Annotated in this window: 20 protein-coding genes and 1 tRNA gene; 3 read left to right on the top strand and 18 right to left on the bottom strand. The window is 44.7% G+C overall.

Annotated features, from left to right (window positions below):
• Positions 1-2 precede the first annotated feature (2 nt).
• Complete coding sequence (locus AC1DSE_RS12395) at positions 3-593, bottom strand: xanthine phosphoribosyltransferase (RefSeq protein ID WP_441882835.1); 591 nt, start codon at positions 591-593, stop codon at positions 3-5.
• An 82-nt stretch (positions 594-675) separates the two neighbouring features.
• Here AC1DSE_RS12395 and AC1DSE_RS12390 point away from each other — a divergent pair.
• Positions 676-759, top strand: a tRNA-Leu gene (locus AC1DSE_RS12390).
• Positions 760-958: 199 nt separating this feature from the next.
• Here AC1DSE_RS12390 and AC1DSE_RS12385 read toward each other — a convergent pair.
• Positions 959-1,453 (bottom strand): DUF2199 domain-containing protein, encoded by a 495-nt coding sequence (locus AC1DSE_RS12385; RefSeq protein WP_441882833.1) that lies wholly within the window; start codon positions 1,451-1,453, stop codon positions 959-961.
• A gap of 262 nt (positions 1,454-1,715) precedes the next feature.
• On the opposite strand from AC1DSE_RS12385, the gene AC1DSE_RS12380 reads away from it, so the two are divergent.
• Complete coding sequence (locus tag AC1DSE_RS12380) at positions 1,716-2,324, top strand: transglutaminase-like domain-containing protein (protein WP_477527720.1); 609 nt, start codon at positions 1,716-1,718, stop codon at positions 2,322-2,324.
• Positions 2,325-2,363: 39 nt separating this feature from the next.
• Here AC1DSE_RS12380 and AC1DSE_RS12375 read toward each other — a convergent pair whose 3' ends face one another.
• From AC1DSE_RS12375 to AC1DSE_RS12345, 7 genes are all read right to left on the bottom strand, one after another.
• Positions 2,364-3,248 carry a GNAT family N-acetyltransferase gene (locus AC1DSE_RS12375; RefSeq protein WP_477512892.1) on the bottom strand — a complete coding sequence of 295 codons (885 nt, stop codon included), beginning with the start codon at positions 3,246-3,248 and terminating at the stop codon, positions 2,364-2,366.
• A 122-nt stretch (positions 3,249-3,370) separates the two neighbouring features.
• Positions 3,371-3,574, bottom strand: coding sequence for a hypothetical protein (locus AC1DSE_RS12370; protein ID WP_441882827.1), 204 nt, complete (start codon positions 3,572-3,574; stop codon positions 3,371-3,373).
• Positions 3,575-3,710: 136 nt separating this feature from the next.
• On the bottom strand, positions 3,711-5,090 hold the full coding sequence (locus tag AC1DSE_RS12365; protein WP_477527719.1) for an ADP-ribosylglycohydrolase family protein: 1,380 nt from the start codon (positions 5,088-5,090) through the stop codon (positions 3,711-3,713).
• A gap of 30 nt (positions 5,091-5,120) precedes the next feature.
• The gene (locus tag AC1DSE_RS12360) at positions 5,121-5,933 is read right to left on the bottom strand and encodes an MBL fold metallo-hydrolase (protein WP_441882823.1); all 813 of its coding nucleotides are present in this window, start codon (positions 5,931-5,933) and stop codon (positions 5,121-5,123) included.
• Between the two features lie 80 nt (positions 5,934-6,013).
• Positions 6,014-6,856, bottom strand: a complete 843-nt coding sequence (locus tag AC1DSE_RS12355; protein WP_441882821.1) for a sugar phosphate isomerase/epimerase family protein — start codon at positions 6,854-6,856, stop codon at positions 6,014-6,016.
• Positions 6,857-6,893: 37 nt separating this feature from the next.
• Complete coding sequence (locus AC1DSE_RS12350) at positions 6,894-7,853, bottom strand: Gfo/Idh/MocA family protein (protein WP_441882819.1); 960 nt, start codon at positions 7,851-7,853, stop codon at positions 6,894-6,896.
• A 45-nt stretch (positions 7,854-7,898) separates the two neighbouring features.
• Positions 7,899-9,266 (bottom strand): N-acyl-D-glucosamine 2-epimerase, encoded by a 1,368-nt coding sequence (locus AC1DSE_RS12345; protein ID WP_477512893.1) that lies wholly within the window; start codon positions 9,264-9,266, stop codon positions 7,899-7,901.
• Positions 9,267-9,579: 313 nt separating this feature from the next.
• Here AC1DSE_RS12345 and AC1DSE_RS12340 point away from each other — a divergent pair, with 313 nt between their 5' ends.
• Positions 9,580-11,118, top strand: a complete 1,539-nt coding sequence (locus AC1DSE_RS12340) for a DUF4127 family protein (protein WP_477512894.1) — start codon at positions 9,580-9,582, stop codon at positions 11,116-11,118.
• A 90-nt stretch (positions 11,119-11,208) separates the two neighbouring features.
• Here the strand turns inward: AC1DSE_RS12340 and AC1DSE_RS12335 are convergent, their stop codons facing one another.
• The 9 genes from AC1DSE_RS12335 to AC1DSE_RS12295 all read right to left on the bottom strand — a co-directional run bounded on the left by AC1DSE_RS12335 (position 11,209) and on the right by AC1DSE_RS12295 (position 22,514).
• A complete protein-coding gene (locus AC1DSE_RS12335) occupies positions 11,209-12,270 on the bottom strand; it encodes a Gfo/Idh/MocA family protein (protein ID WP_477527718.1) in 1,062 nt (353 codons plus the stop codon).
• Positions 12,267-13,325 (bottom strand): DUF4855 domain-containing protein, encoded by a 1,059-nt coding sequence (locus tag AC1DSE_RS12330; RefSeq protein WP_477512896.1) that lies wholly within the window; start codon positions 13,323-13,325, stop codon positions 12,267-12,269. The genes AC1DSE_RS12335 and AC1DSE_RS12330 overlap by 4 nt, the downstream gene beginning before the upstream one ends.
• An 18-nt stretch (positions 13,326-13,343) precedes the next feature.
• Positions 13,344-14,027: an N-acetylmannosamine-6-phosphate 2-epimerase gene (locus tag AC1DSE_RS12325; protein ID WP_477512897.1), complete on the bottom strand. Its 684-nt coding sequence runs from the start codon at positions 14,025-14,027 to the stop codon at positions 13,344-13,346.
• A 98-nt stretch (positions 14,028-14,125) separates the two neighbouring features.
• Positions 14,126-15,121 (bottom strand): carbohydrate ABC transporter permease, encoded by a 996-nt coding sequence (locus AC1DSE_RS12320; protein ID WP_083682375.1) that lies wholly within the window; start codon positions 15,119-15,121, stop codon positions 14,126-14,128.
• 15 nt (positions 15,122-15,136) lie between these two features.
• Complete coding sequence (locus tag AC1DSE_RS12315; protein WP_076270024.1) at positions 15,137-16,039, bottom strand: carbohydrate ABC transporter permease; 903 nt, start codon at positions 16,037-16,039, stop codon at positions 15,137-15,139.
• A 2-nt stretch (positions 16,040-16,041) separates the two neighbouring features.
• Positions 16,042-18,597 (bottom strand): DUF5696 domain-containing protein, encoded by a 2,556-nt coding sequence (locus AC1DSE_RS12310; protein WP_477512898.1) that lies wholly within the window; start codon positions 18,595-18,597, stop codon positions 16,042-16,044.
• A gap of 4 nt (positions 18,598-18,601) precedes the next feature.
• Positions 18,602-20,665, bottom strand: a complete 2,064-nt coding sequence (locus AC1DSE_RS12305; RefSeq protein ID WP_477527717.1) for a YIP1 family protein — start codon at positions 20,663-20,665, stop codon at positions 18,602-18,604.
• Positions 20,666-20,685: 20 nt separating this feature from the next.
• Positions 20,686-21,558, bottom strand: coding sequence for a carbohydrate ABC transporter permease (locus tag AC1DSE_RS12300; RefSeq protein ID WP_076270027.1), 873 nt, complete (start codon positions 21,556-21,558; stop codon positions 20,686-20,688).
• A gap of 2 nt (positions 21,559-21,560) precedes the next feature.
• Positions 21,561-22,514, bottom strand: coding sequence for a carbohydrate ABC transporter permease (locus AC1DSE_RS12295; protein ID WP_144376841.1), 954 nt, complete (start codon positions 22,512-22,514; stop codon positions 21,561-21,563).
• Positions 22,515-22,659 lie beyond the last annotated feature (145 nt).

Raw genomic sequence — 22,659 nt, 5'->3', positions numbered from 1 at the left:
GTTTAAGCGTGAGCGACTGGATGTGGTGCAAATGTTACTTTTCCGCCTGCTAATGATGCCACTCTTGCCAATGAATGTACAAGATAACCATGCTCGATCAGCTTTTCACGTCCTGGCTGGAACGCCTTCTCGATCACGATGCCAATTCCGGCTACCGATGCACCCGCTTGCTCAACGATTCGAGCCAAACCAAGTGCTGCATCGCCGTTTGCTAGGAAGTCATCTATAATGAGGACACGATCTTCAGCTGCCAAAAACTTGCGTGAAACAGTAACTTCACTTTCCTCTTGCTTCGTAAAGGAATAGATTTTCTCGGTATAGAGATCATCCTTAAGTGTCAGCGACTTGCGTTTACGCGCAAATATTAACGGCACGTTCATTTGCAGAGCGGCCATAACCGCAGGTGCGATGCCTGAAGACTCCAGTGTAAGTACCTTCGTAATTCCTTGCGCTTCGAATAGGGAAGTGAACGTTTTACCTATGGCAAGCATAAGCTGCGGATCTACTTGATGGTTTAAGAATGAATCCACCTTCAATACATTGTCATTAAGGACGATTCCTTCTTGCATGATTTTTTGCTCTAATTGCTCCACAGCATTTTCCCCCATTTTTATAAAATATTGTTGACTATTCCAGCTTACTCATGATACGATATTTTTTGTTAAAACATGTTTTGCGGTCGTGGCGGAATTGGCAGACGCGCTAGATTCAGGTTCTAGTGGTGTAACAGCCGTGGAGGTTCGAGTCCTCTCGACCGCATCCTTATTGGGTTTATAGACTATTTTAGACGATGTTTAATCTAGAGGTCAATACGAGACCCCGTTTTGTAAATTTAAACCACTTTGATATCATGACACTTAATTCATGATAACGAAGTGGTTTTTTTGTTGCGTAAATTTGCGATTCACTCATTGCAATTGAAAATAGATGTTCATAAAAGTCAGTTTTCATTGGCTATTCAATCATTCATGTGGTGATTTGTTAAATGAGCAATCTCTATTACTCTCTCCATTGTAATTCCTTCTCTTTGTTCAACTGCAAGTGGATGATCAGTCTGTTCTAGTTCTATTAACGGAACGGCGCCAACTTCTTGTGTATGTACCATTGTTTTCAACGACAGTGTAGATATTGGATATATTGAAAGTTCCGTCGACAACCAGCCAAAATATGGTTGTTCGTTTTCTCTTCCTTGTACATTCAATAATTCATTGGATTTCAAAAAATTTTCGCCACTAAGTGAAACCCAAACACTCCATATAAATTTTTCATTACTATCAATAATTGGTATTTCAATGTGTCCCCTAATATAAAAAAATTGTTCATCAATTACGCAAAAATCTCTAATTAACTCTGTTCTTTGCTCTTCTGGCACCTTGTAAAAATAGTCTGGTGCTTCAATTCCGTAACATAAAGGGACTTCAATTAATTCATTGTTGCAATGAGGGCATTTCATCGTTTCTACTCCTGCCTGTTTTCTAATATTTTTATAACCACTAAATTATGTTAATTCTTAAAGCACTTTACTTCTATATTCTACCGTATATAATTGCATTTTCTCAATAATAATCCGTTCTATTGTACCATATTGCATTTCATTATTCAGTCATAAAAACTACTAGGTCAACAACGGTTGAACGAAATTAGTTGTTGTATATTAATTCATTTAAATGCATAATAATTCCTAAGAATAAACTAATAACTGGAGGCATTATGCTATGAACATAACGTGTGAGTCGGATAATATAGAAGATTATTTGGAGGAAACAGAAGACATCGATTTCAGTCACCCGACAATCAACAATTTATCAGATGGATTATTTTCTAGATCTTCTAACGAAGTCGATTTTATAAAAAATGCTTACGAATTTGTTCGAGATCAAATAGCGCACTCTTGGGACATTCAAAGCAATCGGATAACATGCAGCGCTTCAGAAGTCCTATTTTATAAAGAAGGTATTTGCTACGCCAAATCAAATTTATTATCTGCACTGTTACGAAGCAAAGGGATTCCAACAGGATTTTGTTATCAACGACTTACAATTGGGGATACACCCGACACAGGATACTGCATTCATGCTCTTAATGCCGCCTATATAAACAGCATTGGAAGATGGGTTCGCTTTGATGCTCGTGGAAATAAAGCCGGCATTGCTGCAGAGTTTTCTTTAACTGAAGAAAAATTAGCTTTTCCTATACGGCAACAATATAACGAGATAGACTATTTAGAAATATATAAACAGCCTAACTCTAAAACGATTCAAGTACTTAAACAAAGTACAAACGCTATTCATATGTATTTGAATGGATTGCCTTACGTGCTTTAGATTCATTTTGAGGCACTTTTCGGCATCCAAAAGTATTGTTTAATAATTGTCGGGTGGAGCACTTAGTCTTGTATCCGGTCTAAAATATTTAATATAGTGGTGATAAAACGCCGTTTCTTCAAACCCAAGGCTTTCATATAACGTTTTCGCAAAATTACCTTTTGCAACGTCAAGGATTACCTTTTCTTCACCCCTGCTAATGATTTCATTAACAAGGTATTTCACAAAAACTCTTCCATAACCGCGTGATTGATGTTCTATGGAAATAGCAACGGTACATATTTTATTCCCTTCAATTTTTCCTATTGCTACTATAGTATTATCAACTATCATGACAAACATATTATTTTTATTTTGGGCAAACTGCTCGCGTTCCCATTCCACAGGCTTATAAAAAAACGAAGGATACAATCCTATACGCTGTCGCATATGATAGAAAGCTAATTCGCAAATTCTATCCCATTCAAAATAATCATTCTCTTCATAATTTCTAACTATGATGTTATCTGAAGGGAATGATTCACCCTTACGCTCCATAATGTAAGAGGATAAATATAATCTGTATCCATTATTGTCCAAAAGATTAATTAAATCAGTGTCACGATGAGAACACGTAAATAGGGTATGCTCTATTTTTTCATTAGGAATAAGCATTTTTTCATATTCTTGAATTAGCATTGAGCCGATATCCGCTGCTTCATGCTCTTTGTTCACATATAATATGGCCTGAGGTTTTCTGCCGAAACCATTAAATGAAAGAAACCCAATGGTTGTAGTGTTATTAAGAGCAACCAAGATATTATCTTTGTTACCTTTTTCATCATTATAAAACATATTCAATAGATGATTGTAGTTAAGCAGCATGCGTTCGATTTGAGCTTTATCTCTTTGAGGATCATATTTTTGTATAATAATTTGGTTCAATACTCACACCTCGATTCTGTTTTAGTTCAAACCATACACTTGTCAAAAACTCTTTCGAATTCCTCATTTTTAATTTAATGTCCAATTACCTCTTCAATACTTCAACAAAACTCTATTAACTCTTAAAAAAATAATCTATTTATGCTGTCATTGATTTTCTTGTCTACATTCTCTCTATCAGCACTGCCTTGATCATAGGCTTTATTTAATTCTTCAGCAATTTTCTCAGCAAAAATTTTATCCTTCATTCCTTTTATGATTTCTTTTCGGCCAGCTACAATATCCCATTTCTGTTCTATCGCATTTAGTTTAACATCATAACGCATCGAATGATCTCCTCCAAATATAGCTCTTATTATAAGATGAAATGATTAACCTTTTCTCCCAGTATACAACAAACCCAACACCTTGGCGGTATTGGGTTTATTGTATTTGTATCGCTTTCAAATTGTAGCAACCCCATCATTTCAAATAAGGATTATTTGCAATCAATTTCACCGTTCGCTCTGCCAAATGAGAAAGAGACACGACGCCGAAGCCATCTACGCCGGAACGAATTTTATCGTTTAGCGGCTTCACCCATTTCTCGGGTAGTTGGCTCGCACCTTTTTGCATACCTACGATAGAACCTGCGGTAGCCGCATTGCAATCCGTGTCAAAGCCCGAAATGATTGCTAAACCTATTGTTGCTTCCAGATCACCTTCACCATAAAGCAGAGAAGCGGCCACAATCATCGCATTTGAGATCGTATGGCACCAATGATGTGCATTGCTTTCATCATATTTATGGTGAATACGCTCAACTACTGAATCGAAGGTCACCTGCTCCTCATACCAGCGTAACACCGTCCGAATATCGTCTGCAAGCCGGCAATTTGCAGGAATTTGACCGAGACYGGCTCTGATCACATCCTGCCTGTTGTCCGTCACAGCAGCCATGGCCAGCATAGCTGCAGTCCACATCGCGCCGTAGATGCCATTTTTCACATGCGAGATCGAAGCGTCTCTCCAAGCCATTTCAGCAGCTTTCACTGGATTCCCAGGATTAATATAGCCATACAAATCAACACGAATTTGAGCGCCAATCCACTCTCTATAGACATTTCGATATGTAGCTGAGAGTGGTGGATCTAAGCGATTAACGAGATTCCGGTAAGCAATGCGTTCTGCAGTACAGGTGYGCAGCAAAGGCAACAGGTTAAGCCATGTTTCTGCTACATCGTCAGGAGAGAAGTCATAGCCGAATTTTTCTAATACAGCAAGGCTGATGATTGTATAATTCATATCATCGTCCTCGACCATATGCTTCACATTATTAATCCAGCTTACGAGCTCGTTTCCATACGACCCGCCTTCGTTAATGACGCCGTACTTCTCCGCAATTTCAGGATCAATTTCAGATGAAATATAATAATGAACTGGAAGATTGTTTGTTTCCTTTAACAAGCCTGTAATACGTTCCTTTCTCCACCCTTCGATCGGCTGCCCCAATAAGCAGCCTGCGGATCGACCGAGCCATGCACCATACATTTTATCCGCTAAATCTTCATATAGAGCAGGTTGATTCACCGGGAATTCGGCAACTGGTCGTTCCGCTACTATTTCCGTCAGGTTAGAAGGCTCAACAAACGGGAAGTCAGCTCTTAAAGGCAGCTCTCCCATTTCGTCGATATAAGCCGCAGCCATTTGTTCACGTTGCGGGTCATTCCACGGCATGGAAGCCAGCTTCTCATACGTAGCAGCCAATTCTGCGCTGATCTGTTTCCCCTCATCCATTGCCTGCTGCCTTTCAATTTCAACATGATGGCTGTATTGCAAGTAATACTGCTCGGAGGCTTTCATGAACGGCATTCACTCCTTTCAGGAACCGTATTATAGCTGCAAAATCATACCGTCAAAAGCTACTATGATATCCTCTTGATCAAAAAACTGCGTAAGATCATCGTGCAGCAGTCCTATATTGTGAGAGAAATGTGTGACCACAACCTTGCTTTCCCGGCTGAATATCCCATTGCTGCGTAACCGATTCCTAATATCAAGAACAGCTGCGATGTTGAGATGTCCGCCTGTAAACGGCAGATGGCCGTTCGTACAATCCAATATGGCGAGGTCCAATTTCGTCTGTTCCAGCCATCGCCATGTTTCTTCAGGAAGAAGCCCGGTATCGTGTCCATAAAAGATGCGCTTCCCATCCTTTTCGATTAGAAAGAGCAAACAGGTTTCATCCGGATCATGATTAGCCGGTAGCGCCGTCACCTTGGCATTTCCGGTATCGACGGTTTCGAACAGATCTATTTTTCGCAGCACCAACCGCTCCGCATCTGGTCTTCCAACAGCATCCCGGCATTTGCGAATGACAGCATCGTGGCCGTAAACGTGTAACGGCGCATCCAATCCATGAGCATAAACAGGCATCCGCAGCTCCAAATCCTCTGCACGAAGATGATCCAGATGCGTGTGCGTGATGAACAAATCCTTCACAAGACCGAGATCGATGCCGCCCGTCAAAACATGATGAAGCGTATCTGGCGGAAAATCAACCTTCAACACGCCATCAATAAGGACGGAGCTCCGTGTTCTCACATTTTTACCGCCAAGCTCTCTTGCCTTCAAGCAGTGCACACAACGACAAAACATCGCAGGAAAACCTTCCGCAGCAGCAGTGCCAAGAAAATGCACCTTCACAATATATCTCCTTCCAAATCGTTCTTAAGTTTTGGTCGTAGACAGAATCAATTAACTATCCTTTATCATTTAATGCTTTCTTAAAGGCCGGCCACTATTCGTGTTACATGATTAACTGCTTCAATAGAGCCAAACTTAGGCTCTTCTTCGCCTTCGAACTCTACGGTAAGCCACCCGTCAAAACCGGATTTCTTCAGCTCGCCGAAAATATATTTCAAATCGACAGCACCTTCTCCAGCAATTTTCCCTAAAAACAGTTCCCCCGTTAAAGCCCGAGTGACGCCGCCAGCCGTACCTTCCGGCACTGGTAGAAAGTCTTTAACATGCACATGACCAACATACCCATTCAGCTCATCAATCGCATCGCTAGAGCTTTGGCCAACGAGCAGAAAATTTCCGGTATCGAACGTGCTTCGCAGTGCATGGGAATTAATCTGTTGGATAATAGCCATAACCTGGTCGCTGCGTCCTGCAAATAACCCGTGATTTTCTAGGCAAAGTGTTACACCCTTCTGTTCGGCATAATCAGCCGCTGCACGAAGTCCATCAATTACGAATTGCATTCCCTGCTCAAACGAAATGGAGTCATTGGGCAAATCCCCTGAGAATACACGAACGACCTTTGCTCCAAAATGAACAGCCGCGTCGACAGCATCCGTTACTTCCTTTAATTGTGCTTGCCTTTGTGAATCATCTGCTACCACAAAGTTGTTGCACGCGCTGAAGCACGCAACCTGCAAACCATATTTACGAAGCGCTTCATCGATTAGTGGGATATCCTTCTCCTTTTCCTTCCAAAAACAACTGAGCAGCTCCACTCCCTTAACCCCTGTCTCGGAGGCAAATGCTAGGAAATCAACGGTATCCCATTTTCCCTCGTACCAATATTTATGCACGCTCCACATACTCAAGCTAACGTTCAAACCAATCACGCTCCTCATGGAAATTAGAAGTGCCAAATCAAACTTGATAGTCTGCTGAACGATATATCGCTTCAGTCAATTGGATAACCTTCCTAGCATATTCTCCCGATACCAATATTTCATGTTCTCCTCTGATCGCGTCAATGAAGCTTTTGTCCTGATTCGTGCTTTGAGCTGGCAGCTGAACTGGCAGAACGCCATCCTTATAGGTTGAAATTTCAATTCTGCCATTCTCGAGATAGATCACGCCTAAATCGCCGCAGAAGGAATAAAACTCCTTATAGCCCGGTACATAACCAATAATGTTCAACGCAGCAATGGCACCCTCTTCAAAGGTGATGCTCGTAAAAGAATCGATTTCCACCGGTGCACCATGGCTACTAAGCGTCGACTTCACCTCAAGCGGCGTAAGGCCTGTCGTCCATAACAGAACGTCAATAATATGGCTGCCTGAATCCATTAGCATACCGCCACCAGAAAGCGCAGCATTTTGTCGCCATGTGCCTGTTTGGCTGCGTTTCCAATCCTGATAGAGCGTTGCGTTAATCGAGCTTAGTTTGCCAATTACGCCATCTGCTATCGCTTGGCGAATAAAGATGAACTCCGGTTGGAAATGCCTTTGGTAGGAAACCTGAAGCAGCCTCGAATTTGCCTCTGCAGCATTTATTAATTGCTCAGCTTCTTGGGAGGTGCAGGTCATCGGCTTCTCAATCAATACATGACAGCCTGCGTTCAATACATCAAGTGCTTGGGCAAAATGCAAAGTATGCGGTGAGCATATAATAACGGCATCCAAGCCGCCTTCTTCGAGCATTTCTTTATGGCCTGCGTATCGTCGGGTATTGGTCAAATGGAATGTTGATAGAAACTGCAGAGCAGACTGTTCATTTGGGTCTGCCACTGCAACGATTTCCACGCCTTCCAGCGCTTGCATCTGACCAGCATGAAGCTGTGCGATACCGCCAGTACCTATAAAACCAATATGAATATTTTGCATTTAATCATCTTCACTCCCCATGAGTAATGATTGCTGCGTTCTTGCTCAATAAACTCCTAGAATGGACAATCTCGTACCATTTGGAATCACATTTGCGGGTCTATCCTTAAACAACCATCTCTCCGGCGTATCACGAATATCACTTAGTTCTAGCACAAATGAAGCTGCCGGCAGCTGTTCCCAACGAAGAATAACTCTATTTCCATCAACCGCTATACGATCCCATATCAGAGAAATAGAAGCGCCGTTATTCCAAAGCTTGTAGCAGGAATCATTCATAGCCGAGTGTTCGTCAATCCGTTTGTTGAATGAAATCACAATTTCGTTTCTGCTTCTCCGTTCAGTTAGCATGGGAAACGGCTTATGATCATACATATAACCGCCTGTATGATACTCATAAGCTGTCCAAGATGCATAGCCGAGCGCAAAAGCCGTTTGACTGAATGTCTCCAGCCATTCCCCGCTTTTAATCATTGGTTGTGCAGAACCGATATCCGCCTGAACGGCTAATGGCAGCTCGGGAAATCGCTCCTTGATCTGATCGACAAAGGGCTGGTAGCCTTTAACGTAATCAGCTGGCAGATCACCGCGCAGCCAATCGGGCCAATGTGTTTGCAAGAAATGGATATCGGGCTTAACCTTTTCAATCATCGATGGAGCATCGAGGCCTTGGTCTTCACGGAGTCGTTCAACGCTATCCTGTCCTGCATTAATCGCAAGCGACCAAGTGGCGACAACGATATCTGGCCTAACCTCACGAACGCCTCCTTCTCCATTTATCATTTCATTTATAAAGCCATTGACTGCTTCTACACGGAATTCGATCCACTTGTTGTAGGTTTGAACATCCCGAAGGTAATAGTTAGGAGCAGCTGCATTTGTAAAATCAGGCATATCTACTCCGTAACGTGCTCGGAACGCCGACTTAGCAAGCGGCCCAACATCTCCGTAAACCCCTCTCTCAATCCCGCCCCACTCTGGAAAATACGGTTCGGCAATTTCTATCCCGTCAAAAGGATACTCCGTCACAAGCTTAGCCATCGCTGATTTTTTCCACTGCACGTAGCCTTCACTAAATGGCGACAATCTCCAGAAGCCGTCATTCGGCTCCTTAAGCAGCTTCATCTGCCAAGAAGGCCATTCTTCTGGAAACCTGTCGGTAGAGAAGGTACCGTTTCCTATCACCATCGCCCACACCGGAATTCCATTTTGACGGAAGGCGAGCAGCAAGTCCTTCTGAATGACATGTTCATTTACAACAAAATAATGGACGCTTTGATACCCTGCAAGCATAATTTCTTCAACAATACTCTCTGGCGACCTTTGCTGATAATAGGGAAATGAGGGATCAATCTGGATGCTAGGACCAGAAACGGCTTGGTTGCGAAATGAGTCCTTAAACAACGTAGACAACCATTTATACCTCCTTTTTCCAATTTCACTTGTAGTGTACCACCTATTAATTGATAACGGAATATTTTTTTATTTATTTTAAATTTTTAGAATAAATCCTCCAATCGTTTCAATTTCGACTTTTCTAGTAGAACGAGACCACGCCTCATAAATGATCATCCAACAGCTGATGTGAGATCTCATAATCCAATTTTTATGACCATTTTAGTGAAAAAATCCTTTTTAAATTTTTTTTATAAAAAAATATTCCATTTACTCAGCTTGATGTATAATAGGTGTAATTCATCATTTATCCAAAAATGGAGGTCATTGTATGAGTAAAGTCGTTTACCTTCCGCTAGACGAACGTCCTTGCAATGCAAAATTTCCACAAATGATAGCTGCAATCAGCGATCTCTCGCTCGTCGCTCCGCCACTAGACTTGCTCGGAAGAAAGAAACAGCCTGCCCGCTATGAAGGGGTACATGACTGGCTCATGCAGCAAGCTGTTGATGCAGACTACTTGATACTTTCCGTTGATATGCTCGTTTACGGCGGCATTGTTCCTTCCCGTCTGCATCAATTATCGCTTCAAGCATGCATGGAACGTCTTCAACTGCTTGAGCAGCTGAAGCAGCGCAATCCCGCACTTCGCATTTATGCGTTCAATTTAATTATGAGAGCCCCAGCTTACAACAGCAGTGACGAGGAACCTGATTATTATGCGCATTATGGACACTCGATTTATCGCTATGGCTGGTTAAAAGACAAGCAGACTTCAGAGCTGCTGAACGATGATGAACAAAACGAATGGCTTCAGCTTCATAGCTCTATACCAAGCGCCATTCTAAATGACTTTCTACAGCGCAGAGAAACGAACTCACAAGTAAATGAGCATATTATTACACTCGTACAATCCGGCATCATTGATCATCTTGTTATTCCTCTGGACGATAATTCGAAATACGGCTTCAGTCCAATGGAGCAGCGCAAGCTTCTTATCTCGGTAGAGGAGTACAATCTCATGGATAATGTGCTTATCTACCCTGGTGCTGACGAAATAGGAAACATCTTATTCGCCAAAGTGTTTTGCACGATCAAAAAATATCAACCTGAGGTTTTTATTCGTTACTCCTCGACACTTGGGCCAACGATCATTCCGAAATACGAGGATCGCAGTCTGAATGAAAGCATAAAATCTCACTTAACTTCAGGAGGCGCCTTCATGGGTGATTCCTCGATGACAGCCGATTTTGTACTCATGGTACATTCTCCTCCAGTGTCTTCGCATGATGCAGCTGAATCACCAAATTTATACCGGGATCGTCACCGTTCCTACTTCTCTGAGGTACATATAGCTGAATTCGTTACGGCGATTGAAGCGATAGCTAATAAAGGGGGCATGGTCGCACTGGCGGATGTCGCTTCATGCAATGGCGCCGATAATAGTCTCTTAAAGCTGTTATCCAAGAAAAACCTAATTTCCCGCCTCTCCGCTTACGCTGGCTGGAATACGTCCGGCAATACACTCGGAACAGTGATAGCGCATGCCATCGTAGCTTCCTACTATCGCCAACAAAGCAATAACCAAGAATCAAGCACACAGATGAGCGAGCATTTCATGCTCTATCGTTTGATTGAAGATTGGGGTTATCAAACGATCGTAAGACAGGAAGTCGCTCATCACTTGCCAGAGCTCGGGGCCAACTACTTCGATGTGAGCCAAGTTAAAGAGCATGTATCTCAGCTCATCACCCAAAAGCTGCAGCGCTTCTGCAATGATTATTTAGCTGAACTCGCTGAGGGCAGGATCGACGAATTAAAAGCCGATCTCCCTTGGAATCGCATGTTTGAAGTCGATTTATCCTTATAGCACAGCGCTCGCAAGCCATCAACATCAGATATGAAAATGCTGTTCCAAGGCTTGCCCGATGGAACAGCATTTTTAATAATCCTTTAAAGCTCAGCTAAACTGAATTTCTTCACCCTTCTCTGCTGATTCGTATATGCCGCACAGCATTTTCATCACCTCAAGACCATCTTGTACTGGACTTAATGTTTCTTTTCGTCCGAGACAGCTGTCGATGAAATGGTTGATTTCATTTTGGAATCCGCTGGCGAAATCAAAGCCTAGCTGGTCAACCTGCGGCGTAATGTTCAGAATCGTATCATGTTTCTCCGCAACGATGAACAGCTCCGGCTCGATTTCGGCGCCGCCCTTGTCACCAAAAATTTTAACGGTAATCTCATCTTTTTTGGCATGCAGCGTAAAGCTTACATCAACCAAAAGTGATGCCCCGTTGTCGAAACGGATAAGCGCGTTTGCCAGATCCTCAACGGTGTTTTTGCTGGAATCATAGTCGGATGCTTTGTAAAACGATAGATTTTGGACATTTGCCCGATTCCCAAGCTGACGATAGGTATTGCCGCTGATCGACTTTACTTTCGGCTTGCCCATTAAGTACCAGCATAAATCAATGATGTGTACGCCAAGATCGATTAAAGGTCCCCCGCCCGAACGCTCCTTGTCAGAGAACCAACCGCCTGGGTTCCCTAGCCTTCGCAAACAAGTCGCCTTTGCATAATAAATGCTGCCGAGCTCACCTGCACTGATGAAACGCTGCAAAACGTCTGTATTCGATCCATATCGCCTCACGAAACCAACCTGCAAAACCTTACCGCTATTTTTCACCGCTTGCTCTACCCGCTCCGCTTCTGCAACGGTTTTGCAAAGCGGCTTCTCCACGAGCACATGCTTGCCTGCCTCTACGGCAGCAATGCTAATTTCAGCATGCGAGTTGTTCCATGTGCAAATGCTTACTGCATCGATTGCTGGATCAGCGAGCAGCTCGCGGTAGTCGGTGTACACCTTCTGCGCGCCAAATCTACTCGCTTTGTTTTGGGCCCGTTCTTCATTTAAATCACATATGGCATAAAGGTTAACTTCTGGATTGCCTRCATACGCATTCAGATGAACCTCCGAAATAGAGCCTGCCCCGATCACGCCAATATTCACTTTTTTCATCGTTTATAACGCCCCTTTATAAATTGATAGGTCAAATCATAAATGTCCCTTTTCTCCGGCTCCTCCGCATATGCTGCATCAAAGAGCAGCTTGACGTCTTGATAATAACCTTTAAATACTTCCCCGCTATAACCATACCTTGCGCCGCCTGCCAAATAATTTTCATATTTTGCGCGGAAATCGCCATTGCTTTCAAAAACCCGAGAATCGACCTCGATCTCTACGCCCATGCCGGCTTGTTTGGCCATGTTGGCTGCGATCCCGACTCTCGATTCGCCTGTCTTAGTAAAAAAGTGATTAGGCTGCATAGCTGCTGCGTCAAAGCCTAGCTCCTTCCATTTCCAATACAAGCTGGCCCTGTAATAGGGAATCCAGAAAAATTTCAGCCCCTTTGCGCGAACCTGATCTCCCGTCCAGCCAATCAGCCCTTCCTCGTAGGGAACGCTCGTATTCACAGCTTCATTCATCCAATAGAGCGCCTTCAGCTCGAGAAAGGGCAAGTCAGCATTCTCCCAGCGCTCTAGCAGTTGACCAATATACCACTCAAGCGCTTTTTGTTTATTTCGAGTCGCTTCGACTGCAGAAACAATCGTATGATCGAAGCAAAGCGAATTGCTATCATCGCTTATTGCTCCAAAGTTCTGCTGATTCGGTGCCGGATAGGGAATCATGAGCACAACCTTCATTTTATGCTCTGGGTCTGCTAATTTTAGAGCAACTTCCTCCATGGCTTCATTTAATGCCGATAGTTCACCTGATTCCGCAAAGGTCTTATCCAAGTACCATTGCCAGTCATTTTGATCGTTTGGATGCTCCTCTGATTCTTCAAATCCATTTGATGAATGAGACCACTTGGCTAGAAACAAAGCCCCGTCAAACAGCCATTCGAGCGGCTTGCCTTCAGCATCGATATAGCTGATATAGGGTATAAATTGCTCTTTCCTCCATACGCCCGCATCGTTTTCATAATGACCGTTATAAAACAACATCAGATTGTTTATTCCTGCCGTTTGTTCCCCTGAACGAAGAAAAGCTCCACTATCCGATCGCTCCATGTCGCTGCCTCCTACTCATTACTTGATGCTCGTTACAAAACGTCTCACAACCTCTTGCGGCCTTGTAATAGCGGTTCCGATTACGACAGCGTGCGCGCCAGCGTCAAAGCAGCGCAAGCAATCCTCGATCGACCATATTCTTCCTTCCGCAAAAACGGGTGTCTGACCAAGCGCAGCTAATTTCCCGATTAACTCAAAATCAGGGGTTTGTTGCTTCGGACTTTGTGGCGTATAACCCGACATCGTCGTAGAGACGACATCTACGCCAAGCTTCATAGCGGAAACGCCTTCCTCAAAAGTAGAAATATCCGCCATGATCAGTGTATTAGCGAATTTTTTGCGAATAGCAGCAATGACATGATCCAGCTTCTCGTTTCTTGGTCTCGGCATGGAAGTGCAGTCTATAGCCACGATATCAGCACCCGCTCGAATCACTTCCCCTACCTCTAGCAAGGTTGGAGTAATGTAGACATCACTATCGGGATAATGTTTTTTATATAGTCCGATAACCGGAATCTTGCATTTGCGTTTGATAGCGGCAATATCCTGCGGCGTATTGGCACGAATAGCTGATGCCCCTCCGGATTCCGCTGCCGCTGCCATCGCAGCCATAATATCGGAGCCATACAATGGCTCATGCTCAAGCGCCTGACAGGATACGATAAATCCTTTTTTTAGTCCGGCAATTAATGGTGGGATCATAGGGTCACCTGCTTATCCAAGAGCCCCTCGCTATCTACTCCTATGGCATCGTTCATTGCAGAACCCTCCAATCGTAAGTACGGTTGCCCGAATAATCGCTAGCCTACCAATCCTGTGCGCTCTACGCTCTCTACAAAGTATCTTTGCGCGAATAAATAAAGAATGAAGATCGGCAAAATGCCGAGCAGTGTTCCAGTGTTCAAATATAGAGATGTATGAGAAATACCACCAACATATTCGGGTCGAACAGCACCAGGCAGCAAATCGAGCATTCTTGCTAGAAGGGTATAATTTGGCGCAAAGAGATTTACAAAGTAGCTGTCATTCCATTGCCAGATGAACGAGAACAGCATGACCGTAGCTATCGCAGGTACAGCATTAGGCAGCATGACTCTTGCAAAGGTACCCGGAATGCCCGCTCCGTCCACATACGCGGCCTCCTCCAAATCCTTCGGCAGCGAGCGGAAAAATTGACGAAAAATATAAATATACAGACCGTTTTTCAAGCCCATCGCAAGCCCCGAAGAAATAAAGAAAGGCCAGAAGCTCTCCAGCAGATTCACGCCATCTTTTCCTGTGAACAGATGATAGAGCCCAAACACATCAAAAAAGCGATAATGCAAATACGTAGGAACCATAATCGTTTGCGGCGGCACAACGATGGTGAAGATGACGACTCCGAACAAAATGGCGCTGCCCCGGAACTTGAGCCTTGCAAAGCCATAACCAGCCAGTGCGCAGGAAGCGAGTTGAAGCAGCGACGTCCCAAGGCTAAGCAGCAGCGTGTTAGTGACGGATTCCGAATATTTTAAATAACCCATGACGATTTTGATATTATCCAGTGTAAAATGCCGCGGCAGCCATACGACGGTTGCATCGAACATATCCTGCTTGTCGCGCAACGCGATGGACAGCTTCGTAATGATCGGATACAAAATGATAAAACAAATCCCGACGATGAGTACGGAACGGATGAATATCCAAAGCCAATGCTTCGCTTTTTCGACTGGGCTATGGCGATCGTACCAGCTCGTTGCGGCCCGCACTAAGGCAGAGTCCGAGATGCGGCTTTTCACCTTCGTCTCAGCTTCCATATCTCTTCCTCCTTGTTAGTCATAGTAAAATACACGCTTCGAAATCAGATACGTTGATACGACTAGAATGATCGAGATGACTAGAAAGTAAATCCATGACATCGCCGAACTGACGCCAAAGTCCAATCGACCAAAAGCTGCGTCCTGAATCATTTGCGTCATTTTATTGTCATAGAAGGAATCGATGATGGTATACACCACATTCGTCAGAATGAGCGGCGAAATCATGGGAAACGTTATTTTCCAGAAGGCTTCATAACCTGTGGCCCCTTCCATCTTCGCCGCTTCATAAAGAGAAGGTGAGATCGACTGCAGCCCCGCTAAAAAAATGAGTATCTGGACGCCAGACGAGCTGATGATCTGGTAGATTCGATCCACCGCACTCGTCAAATACTCCACAATGTCCCGGCTAAGACCGGCTTGGAATAACAGCGGCCTAAGCTCAATGCTTCGCAGACCAGAATAGTTGCCCTCCATGTCGGTTGAAGCGGAGCCGATCATTTGAGCAAGAAAATTGCCGTTATCAAGCTTAGCTATAACCCCTGAGGCTAACACGACTGGCAGGAATATGATCGCTCTCGCAAGCATTCTCCCTCTGAATTTCTGCACCAATAATGTGGCTGTAAATAAACTGAAAAAAATAATGAGCGGTACGTTTAATGCCATCACCGTAACGGCTTCCGTTAAGGAACGAACGTACCACGCATCAACGAAAAAGATGTTGCGATAATTTTCAAGGCCGACGTATTGAAGCGAGTAGCCTTCCGAATTAAGCGTCAGCTTATGGAAGCTGAATTGAAGCGACTGGACGAATGGGATAACCATCAGCAGTACGAATCCAAGCAGCCAAGGGGTTACGAACAACACGCCGTAAATTTCCTTTTTGCGCTCCAAGCTCAGTGTTCGTCTCTTCGACATCCTTATCCCCCCTTAACGATGTAATCATGGGCTTCAATGGTCACACCATCCGTATGCACAACTGCATCGCTGTAATTTACGTATACCGTCAAGCCACTCTCATATACGGTTTTGTAAGTGCGTTCCGCCAGCTTTTCGTGCTTGATCATGCTCTGACTGCGGACCTGCCTGAGCACTGCATTCACTTCGCCATAAGCGTCGACAGCCTCATCAAACCATTGCCCATAATCATTCGAATAAAGATAACTGAATCGAGTGTCCTTAAGGACGGACGGCTCCGCATAGAACCAGCTAAAGTAGACATTTGAACCCGTTTCAAGCGAGCGCAGTACACTTTCCCGAATGTCTTGCTCATCAGCCATGTTGTATGCTTTTCCCGCATATTCGATATAACCATGCAGCACCATTTGGTTAAACGGTATCGACTCACCGGCTAGCTGATATTCATTGCTTTTTTGCGGCAGGTTTAGAATATGCGATACATACGGAAGCACATAAGCATTGCCGCCATTGACCATTATGCTTGGAGACATCTCCGAAATGGCTTCGAGCTGATCTGTAACGATTCGTTTTGCGTCCTCTCTTGTCACCTCTGCATTTCTTCGGAAATCCGAATAAAGCTCAGAGCCCAGATCCCTCAAGGAAATAGCTCCAGGATTCAGCTTCTTGAAATCAGACAGAAAACCGCTGACCGTTGAACTTAGCTTTCTTGGAGTCAACAAATAGTGTGACAACAGCTCGTTATGCCGAAAATATGCTGCGCGATCGAATTCATAAATTTTCGCATAGCGCCGAGAAATGTACTGGGCAGAGTCTTTGCTCGGGCTAAATTTCCCGGAATTCTGATAGATAAGCTGGAAGGCTGCATCCGGATAAAACCCACCTCCGGTCTTCTGCAGCTTTTCCGCTAATCGCTTCCAATCGCCTTTGCTCCCTATCACATTATCCATGTCGATATTCGAAGCTATCGTATGATTTAAGCCTTCATTAAACCAGCCCTTGTAACTCAGCCGAATATTTTGTATTTGCTTGCCATGAAGCTGATCAACGAGCTGCTCAGCTTCCTTCAAATTCGTTAAAGGCACAAGAGCCTCATAAGGAAAACCTAACATGTTTTTCTTTTTTGGGATGCTGCCAACAAGCTCCATATAAAATGGCGCATCTCCTTCTGCTTTCAGCTTTGTTAGCCCATCCGCCTTCTCCAGATAAGTGCGATAGCTTGCTGCCATGCCCGAGTAATCAGCCTCATCGTCACTTAATAAGGAATAACGAATTTTCAAATTCCCCTTGTACGTCTCCTTTGGCGTTTTGTGCATGATCTCATTATTGCTTAAACGCACCTCGTCCTTCGGCAAAATAATGAACTGGGCAGCAATCGTATTAAACTCATGCAATCGCCCGCTTATATCCGCGGAAAGCTTGGCGAGCGCTTCCCCCTGCTCAATAATGGCAAGAAAAGCAGCATCGTTCTTTTTCATTCCGAATACCGGCAACCGGTTTGGCTCAAGCGTATTAAACTTTTCATTTACATAGATCGAGCTATCTTCACCGTATATCGGGATCAGGATAGGCTGCGCTTGGATATTTCCAGTGTTGAACCTAATAAGCGTTCCTGACCCGTCAGGAAGAAAGAGGTAGCCGTCATCCTTCTGGCCCGAAGCTCCGAAATTTTCTAGAAGACTGATCGAATGAATCCGATAAGGCGGAGTATCTTCAGTGATGGTCGACGTATCCACTGAAGCGATTAGATCTCTGCCATCCAATGTGTATTCAATCGCTGCTGAAAATTTCGGTTTAACCGATTCTTCAGCTGCTCCACCGCCGTCTCCCTCACCATTATCGATAGCAAAATCCTCTTCCGTATATTCCGCCTTCTCAAAGATTGCCAATAGCTTTTTCACGACAGCTTTTGGTATTTCTCGGCGTTCGTAAATGCCCTGCTCCTCATTTAGCTTGTATCTAACCTTCAGCTGTTCTTGATCCGCTGGATCTTCCAATCGCTTCAGCAATCTTTCTTCGAACCGCTCCTTGCTTATCTTCTGCGGTATGGACTCGAGCCCTTTCTGTGGATCACCGAACTGATAGGTGACCGTCACCCCATTATCCGCTTGCTTAATTTCAAACTGATTAAATTTCACGCTGTTGTTATAGCTGTCATAATCCTTGTTCTGACCGCTCTTCGTGAGGTAAACGAAAGAGATTTGGGAGGATAATTTCCCCTTTAAATAAGGTGAAGCAAGGTTATCCTCCGAGCTGTCTGGATTCGAGCGCCATATGTTCCCGCTTTTTTTATCCACGACCGCAATTTCAGCAGTAGCTTTGCTAATATACAGCCGAAGCGCATCGTTCTCCAGCACCGGATCAAGACCTTCTATTCGAGGCTCCACTTGAGCTGATGCGTCCAGTGCACGGAGCGAAGCATCCGTTGCCGCGGCAACTTTACTAGGCGTCCCGGATGTAAGGGTACTGTTAACCGTTCCCGATGTGCAAGCCGGCAGCGACAGCATCGCAAGCAGCAGGGACAATGCCACCCATTTCCGTGTATTATGCTTTGACATGGCATTATCCCTCCCCTAGTCTAAACATCGCTTCTTTGTATACCGTAGCCGCGAAGGAAAGCATTTGCTGCGCTAAGCTGAAGAAAAGCAAGCCTAAGAAGATGATGATGCCCATCACAAGCATCGTTAGCAGCATCGTAATGACCGTTTTCCCCACCGTATACTGATGAACGGTAAGCATCCCGATAAATAACAATCCAAAAAACCACAAGAAGCCGATTGACTCCAGCAATCGATAGAACGAACCTTCCTGAATCGTAATGACATTGGATAATAAAATAAGCGGAATTTGCATCAGCACAACTGGAATAAGCGCATAGGCGGTAGCCATTACAATTTCTTTGAATTTCCCCTCGCCATCCATCAGCGTCGTCATCGACCAATTGGCGATGCACCATAGAAAAAACGGGAGCACGATAAATTTAATCTCATCAAGCACGTTTACATTCTCTGCATTGACCGTTGGATTAAAGATAAAGCCGGTAAACTGCCTTTTGAGTACGTAGAGAAGAGAGAGAATAAGCAGCAGCAGCAAAGCAAACCAGATCTTCCCTTTTCGCTCAAACTTCAGTTCCCAGAATCCATTAAACGGATGGAAGATCGTATACCAGCCCATTCCCACTACGCTAGGCTCAGCTGTTCTGCGCTTGATAAGCACTCTCGCAGCGATGAGCAGAACGACTGCTGTTATGGCTACTGCCGCAATTTTCCCGAAATGCTCCCACATGAAATCCTTGCGGTAACGTTCAAAAGCCCGTGAATAATACTGCGTGTGCATGCCCAGCTCAAAATGCTTCATCGCTTCGTAATTATGTCCCTGTCTGAGCTCCGCTTTCCCAATCCCCAAATAAGCGATTTCGAGATTGTTGTTTAATCGCAAAGCCTCGCGCCATTTCTCGACCGACTTTTCTTCCTCGCCAATATCATTATTAATAACGGCTTCCCGAATCACCTTTCCATAGCGCGTTGGCTCAAACATGACCAGCTGATTCAAGCCTTTATCCAGCACAATCATCTTATCGCCTAACATGTCAATGTCGGCTGGCGTCTTAAACGTCCCAACCTGCTCACCAAGCAGTCCGTAAATATACATCAGCTTGCCTTCTCTGTCGTACGTAAAGATTCTCCCGCGCGTGCTGTCCAAAATGCTGTAAATCCCATTTCGATCAAGCGCGACGCTTTGAATAGCTGATGTTCCGGGCCGTGTGCCTCCTGTGCGGAATCGAATATCACCTTTTGGGGGCTGGTAGCCCGTTCTCTTCAGCACATCCGTTCCAGATGGATTCAGACGCTTAACTGGTGTATCCGAGAATGCCTCGCTTGTCGTAGCATAAACAAAGCCCTCACTATCAATATCGACGTTGTTGAATTCGACAGGGATAAAGAGCACCATTTTGGAACGCTGCTCCTTCGTCATGACGCGCTTCCAGAACAAATCCGCGGCACTGTAGCGCACTTTATTGACGCCCATAAACCCTGAGAACTTGCCGCCGGAATCAAACTGCATAATGCCATTGAACACGCCTTTTCCGACAACATATAAACGACCCGCTGAATCTCCGACCAGCTTGATCGGCYCATAGACAAAGTTTCCGCCCAGCACATCGCTCTCCGGAGCGCCAATGACGCGTACCAGCTCGCCTTCCTTCGTTAGTTCAACAATGCGTTTGTTTCCTGTATCGGCAATGAACAAATGTCCATTTGAATGTACGAAGATCCCTTGCGGAGCTGAGAAGCTATCCGCTTTATTGCCATTCACAAAAGCATCAATCGTCTGAATTACGCTTGCTTGCTCATCAAGCACTACGATGCGGTTATTCCCTGTATCCGCCACATAGATCTGATTGTCAGCGGTGATGAACAAGTCCTCTGGCGATTTGAATGGTCCGGAGCTTAACTGCTCCCCGCCGATTTGCTTCACTGGCAAGTACGGCACAGGCGCTGGCTCAGGATCTCCCCACCACGAATAATTGTAGCCATCATATGGCGCAGCATAGACTGGAACGCAAATGCCAACCAGGATCAGCATTAGTGGGAAGAGCAGCAGAAATTTACATAATCGATTCAACGTAAGCCTCCCCTTTCCCATCATTCTTTCATGCCGGAGGTTGACATCGTTTGAATAACGCTGCTCTGCGATAGCACAAAGATGAGAATCGGAACGGTGAGCAGCAGCAATGTTGCTGCCATCGAAGGACCCGTTCGTGCGATGCCTCCCGCCAGAATCTGACTTAACGCGTAATCAATGGTTTTGAGCTGCTCACTGTAAATGTACATCGAGCCTGCTGCTCCGCCTGCCCCCCATAAACCTTGGAAAGAGAAAATAACTAGCGTAAGCCATGCAGGTTTGACAACAGGCATAACGACACTCCAGAAAATGCGAACTTCACTGCAACCATCAATCTGTGCAGCTTCGAGCAGCGCATCCGGTATTTGCTCCATAAACTGTTTCATAAGATACAGCCCAAGCGAGGAGCCAATTGCCGGAATAATAACCGCCCAGTGGGTATCCAGAAAACCGAGCCATGACATCGTCATGTAATTCGTAATCTGAGTAACCGTAGCTGAGAACATTAGCGATAGCACTACAATGGTGAAAAGGAATCCCTTTCCTGGAAATTTCCGCTTCGCCAGTGGATAAGCTGCAAGGGAAGCAATGAGCACGTGACCGACCGTACCAACAATCGCAATAAAAAATGTGTTATAAATGTAACGAGTAAAAGGCACCCATGAGCCGGAAAGCAGATGATATAAGTCCGTAAAGTTAGTGAATGTTGGATTTTTGACCAAAAAATCAGGCGGAAACTTCAAAATTTCGTTAATCGGCTTGAATGCATTGCTGATCACAAATACGAGCGGCATTGCCATAAAATATCCTACTGCTGCAAGCAGCAAGAACAGAAAGACATCGCCCATCCATGAGCGGCTTATTCTTTTTTTTCTTAGACGAATTGTGATCATCGCTACTCACCGACCTTCGCCAGCAGCCTACGCACAATGAGATTCGAGCCGAGCATCATTGCGAACAGCACGGTCGCAATAGCAGAGGCGTATCCCATCTCAAAGCGAATGGAGCCGTAATCCATTAAATGCGTAACGATCGTATGGCCCGCATACTTCACGCTTGGGAACCCAGCGAGCGCAGTCGCTACCTCCGCAACGCCGAAGGAAGCTGTAATTTGGATGACCGCACCAAACATCAGCATCGGCCTCATTGAAGGCAGCGTAATGAACCAAAGCTCCTGCCAGCGGTTGCGTATGCCATCGATCGCACCCGCCTCGAATAACGTTTTATCAAGTCCTTGCAGCCCTGCGATAAAGGCAAGAAAACTCGTTCCAAGGCTGAGCCAAAGCTGTACGATAATGATGATCGGAAGAATATATTTTGGTGTCTTGAGCCAAAGGATGGGCTCCAATATCAAATGCCATTTGAGCAGGAAGGCATTGATATATCCATAGGAATCGCTGCTGAACAAGAGCGTCCACACGATAAAGGCGCTCCCTGACAAGGCAGGCGCATAAAAAACCAGCGTCGCAAAAGCTCTAATCTTTGGCGGAAACTCATTAATAATCCACGCGAGCACAAAACAGGCGATATAACTGACAGGTCCTGTGATTGCGGCGAAGATCAACGTGTTTTTTAGAGCGATTAGAAACACATCATCCCTAACGAACAATTGAGCGTAATTGCGCCAGCCTACCCACTTCGGAAACTCCAGCATATTAAAGTTAGTGAAGCTGACCAGCAGCGATAAGCAGACGGGAAGGACGGTAAAGGTGAAGAAGATTAGAAAGAACGGTGCAATCATGGCATATAAAACCTTGTTCTTCGAAACTTCCTTCCACTTCAGATTCAACCGCGGCCGCAGCGTTTTGCTGTCCAATTTTAACTTGCTTTTTTTAACAAGCTGAATCATATGGACCCCTCCCTTCTACTTTGTCGGCAAATCAAATTCTTCGCGCTTGATCGTAATTTCCTGATTGATCGTTCGGACATAGTTTTCCAGCGTTTCCCGCGGTTCGCTGCCGTCGGTGTACACCTCGTAAAAGGCATTATAGATG

Source organism: Paenibacillus sp. 01L418 (assembly GCF_056400045.1).
Note: the sequence above shows the minus strand (reverse complement) of the source record. Positions and strands in the feature narration are given on the sequence as shown.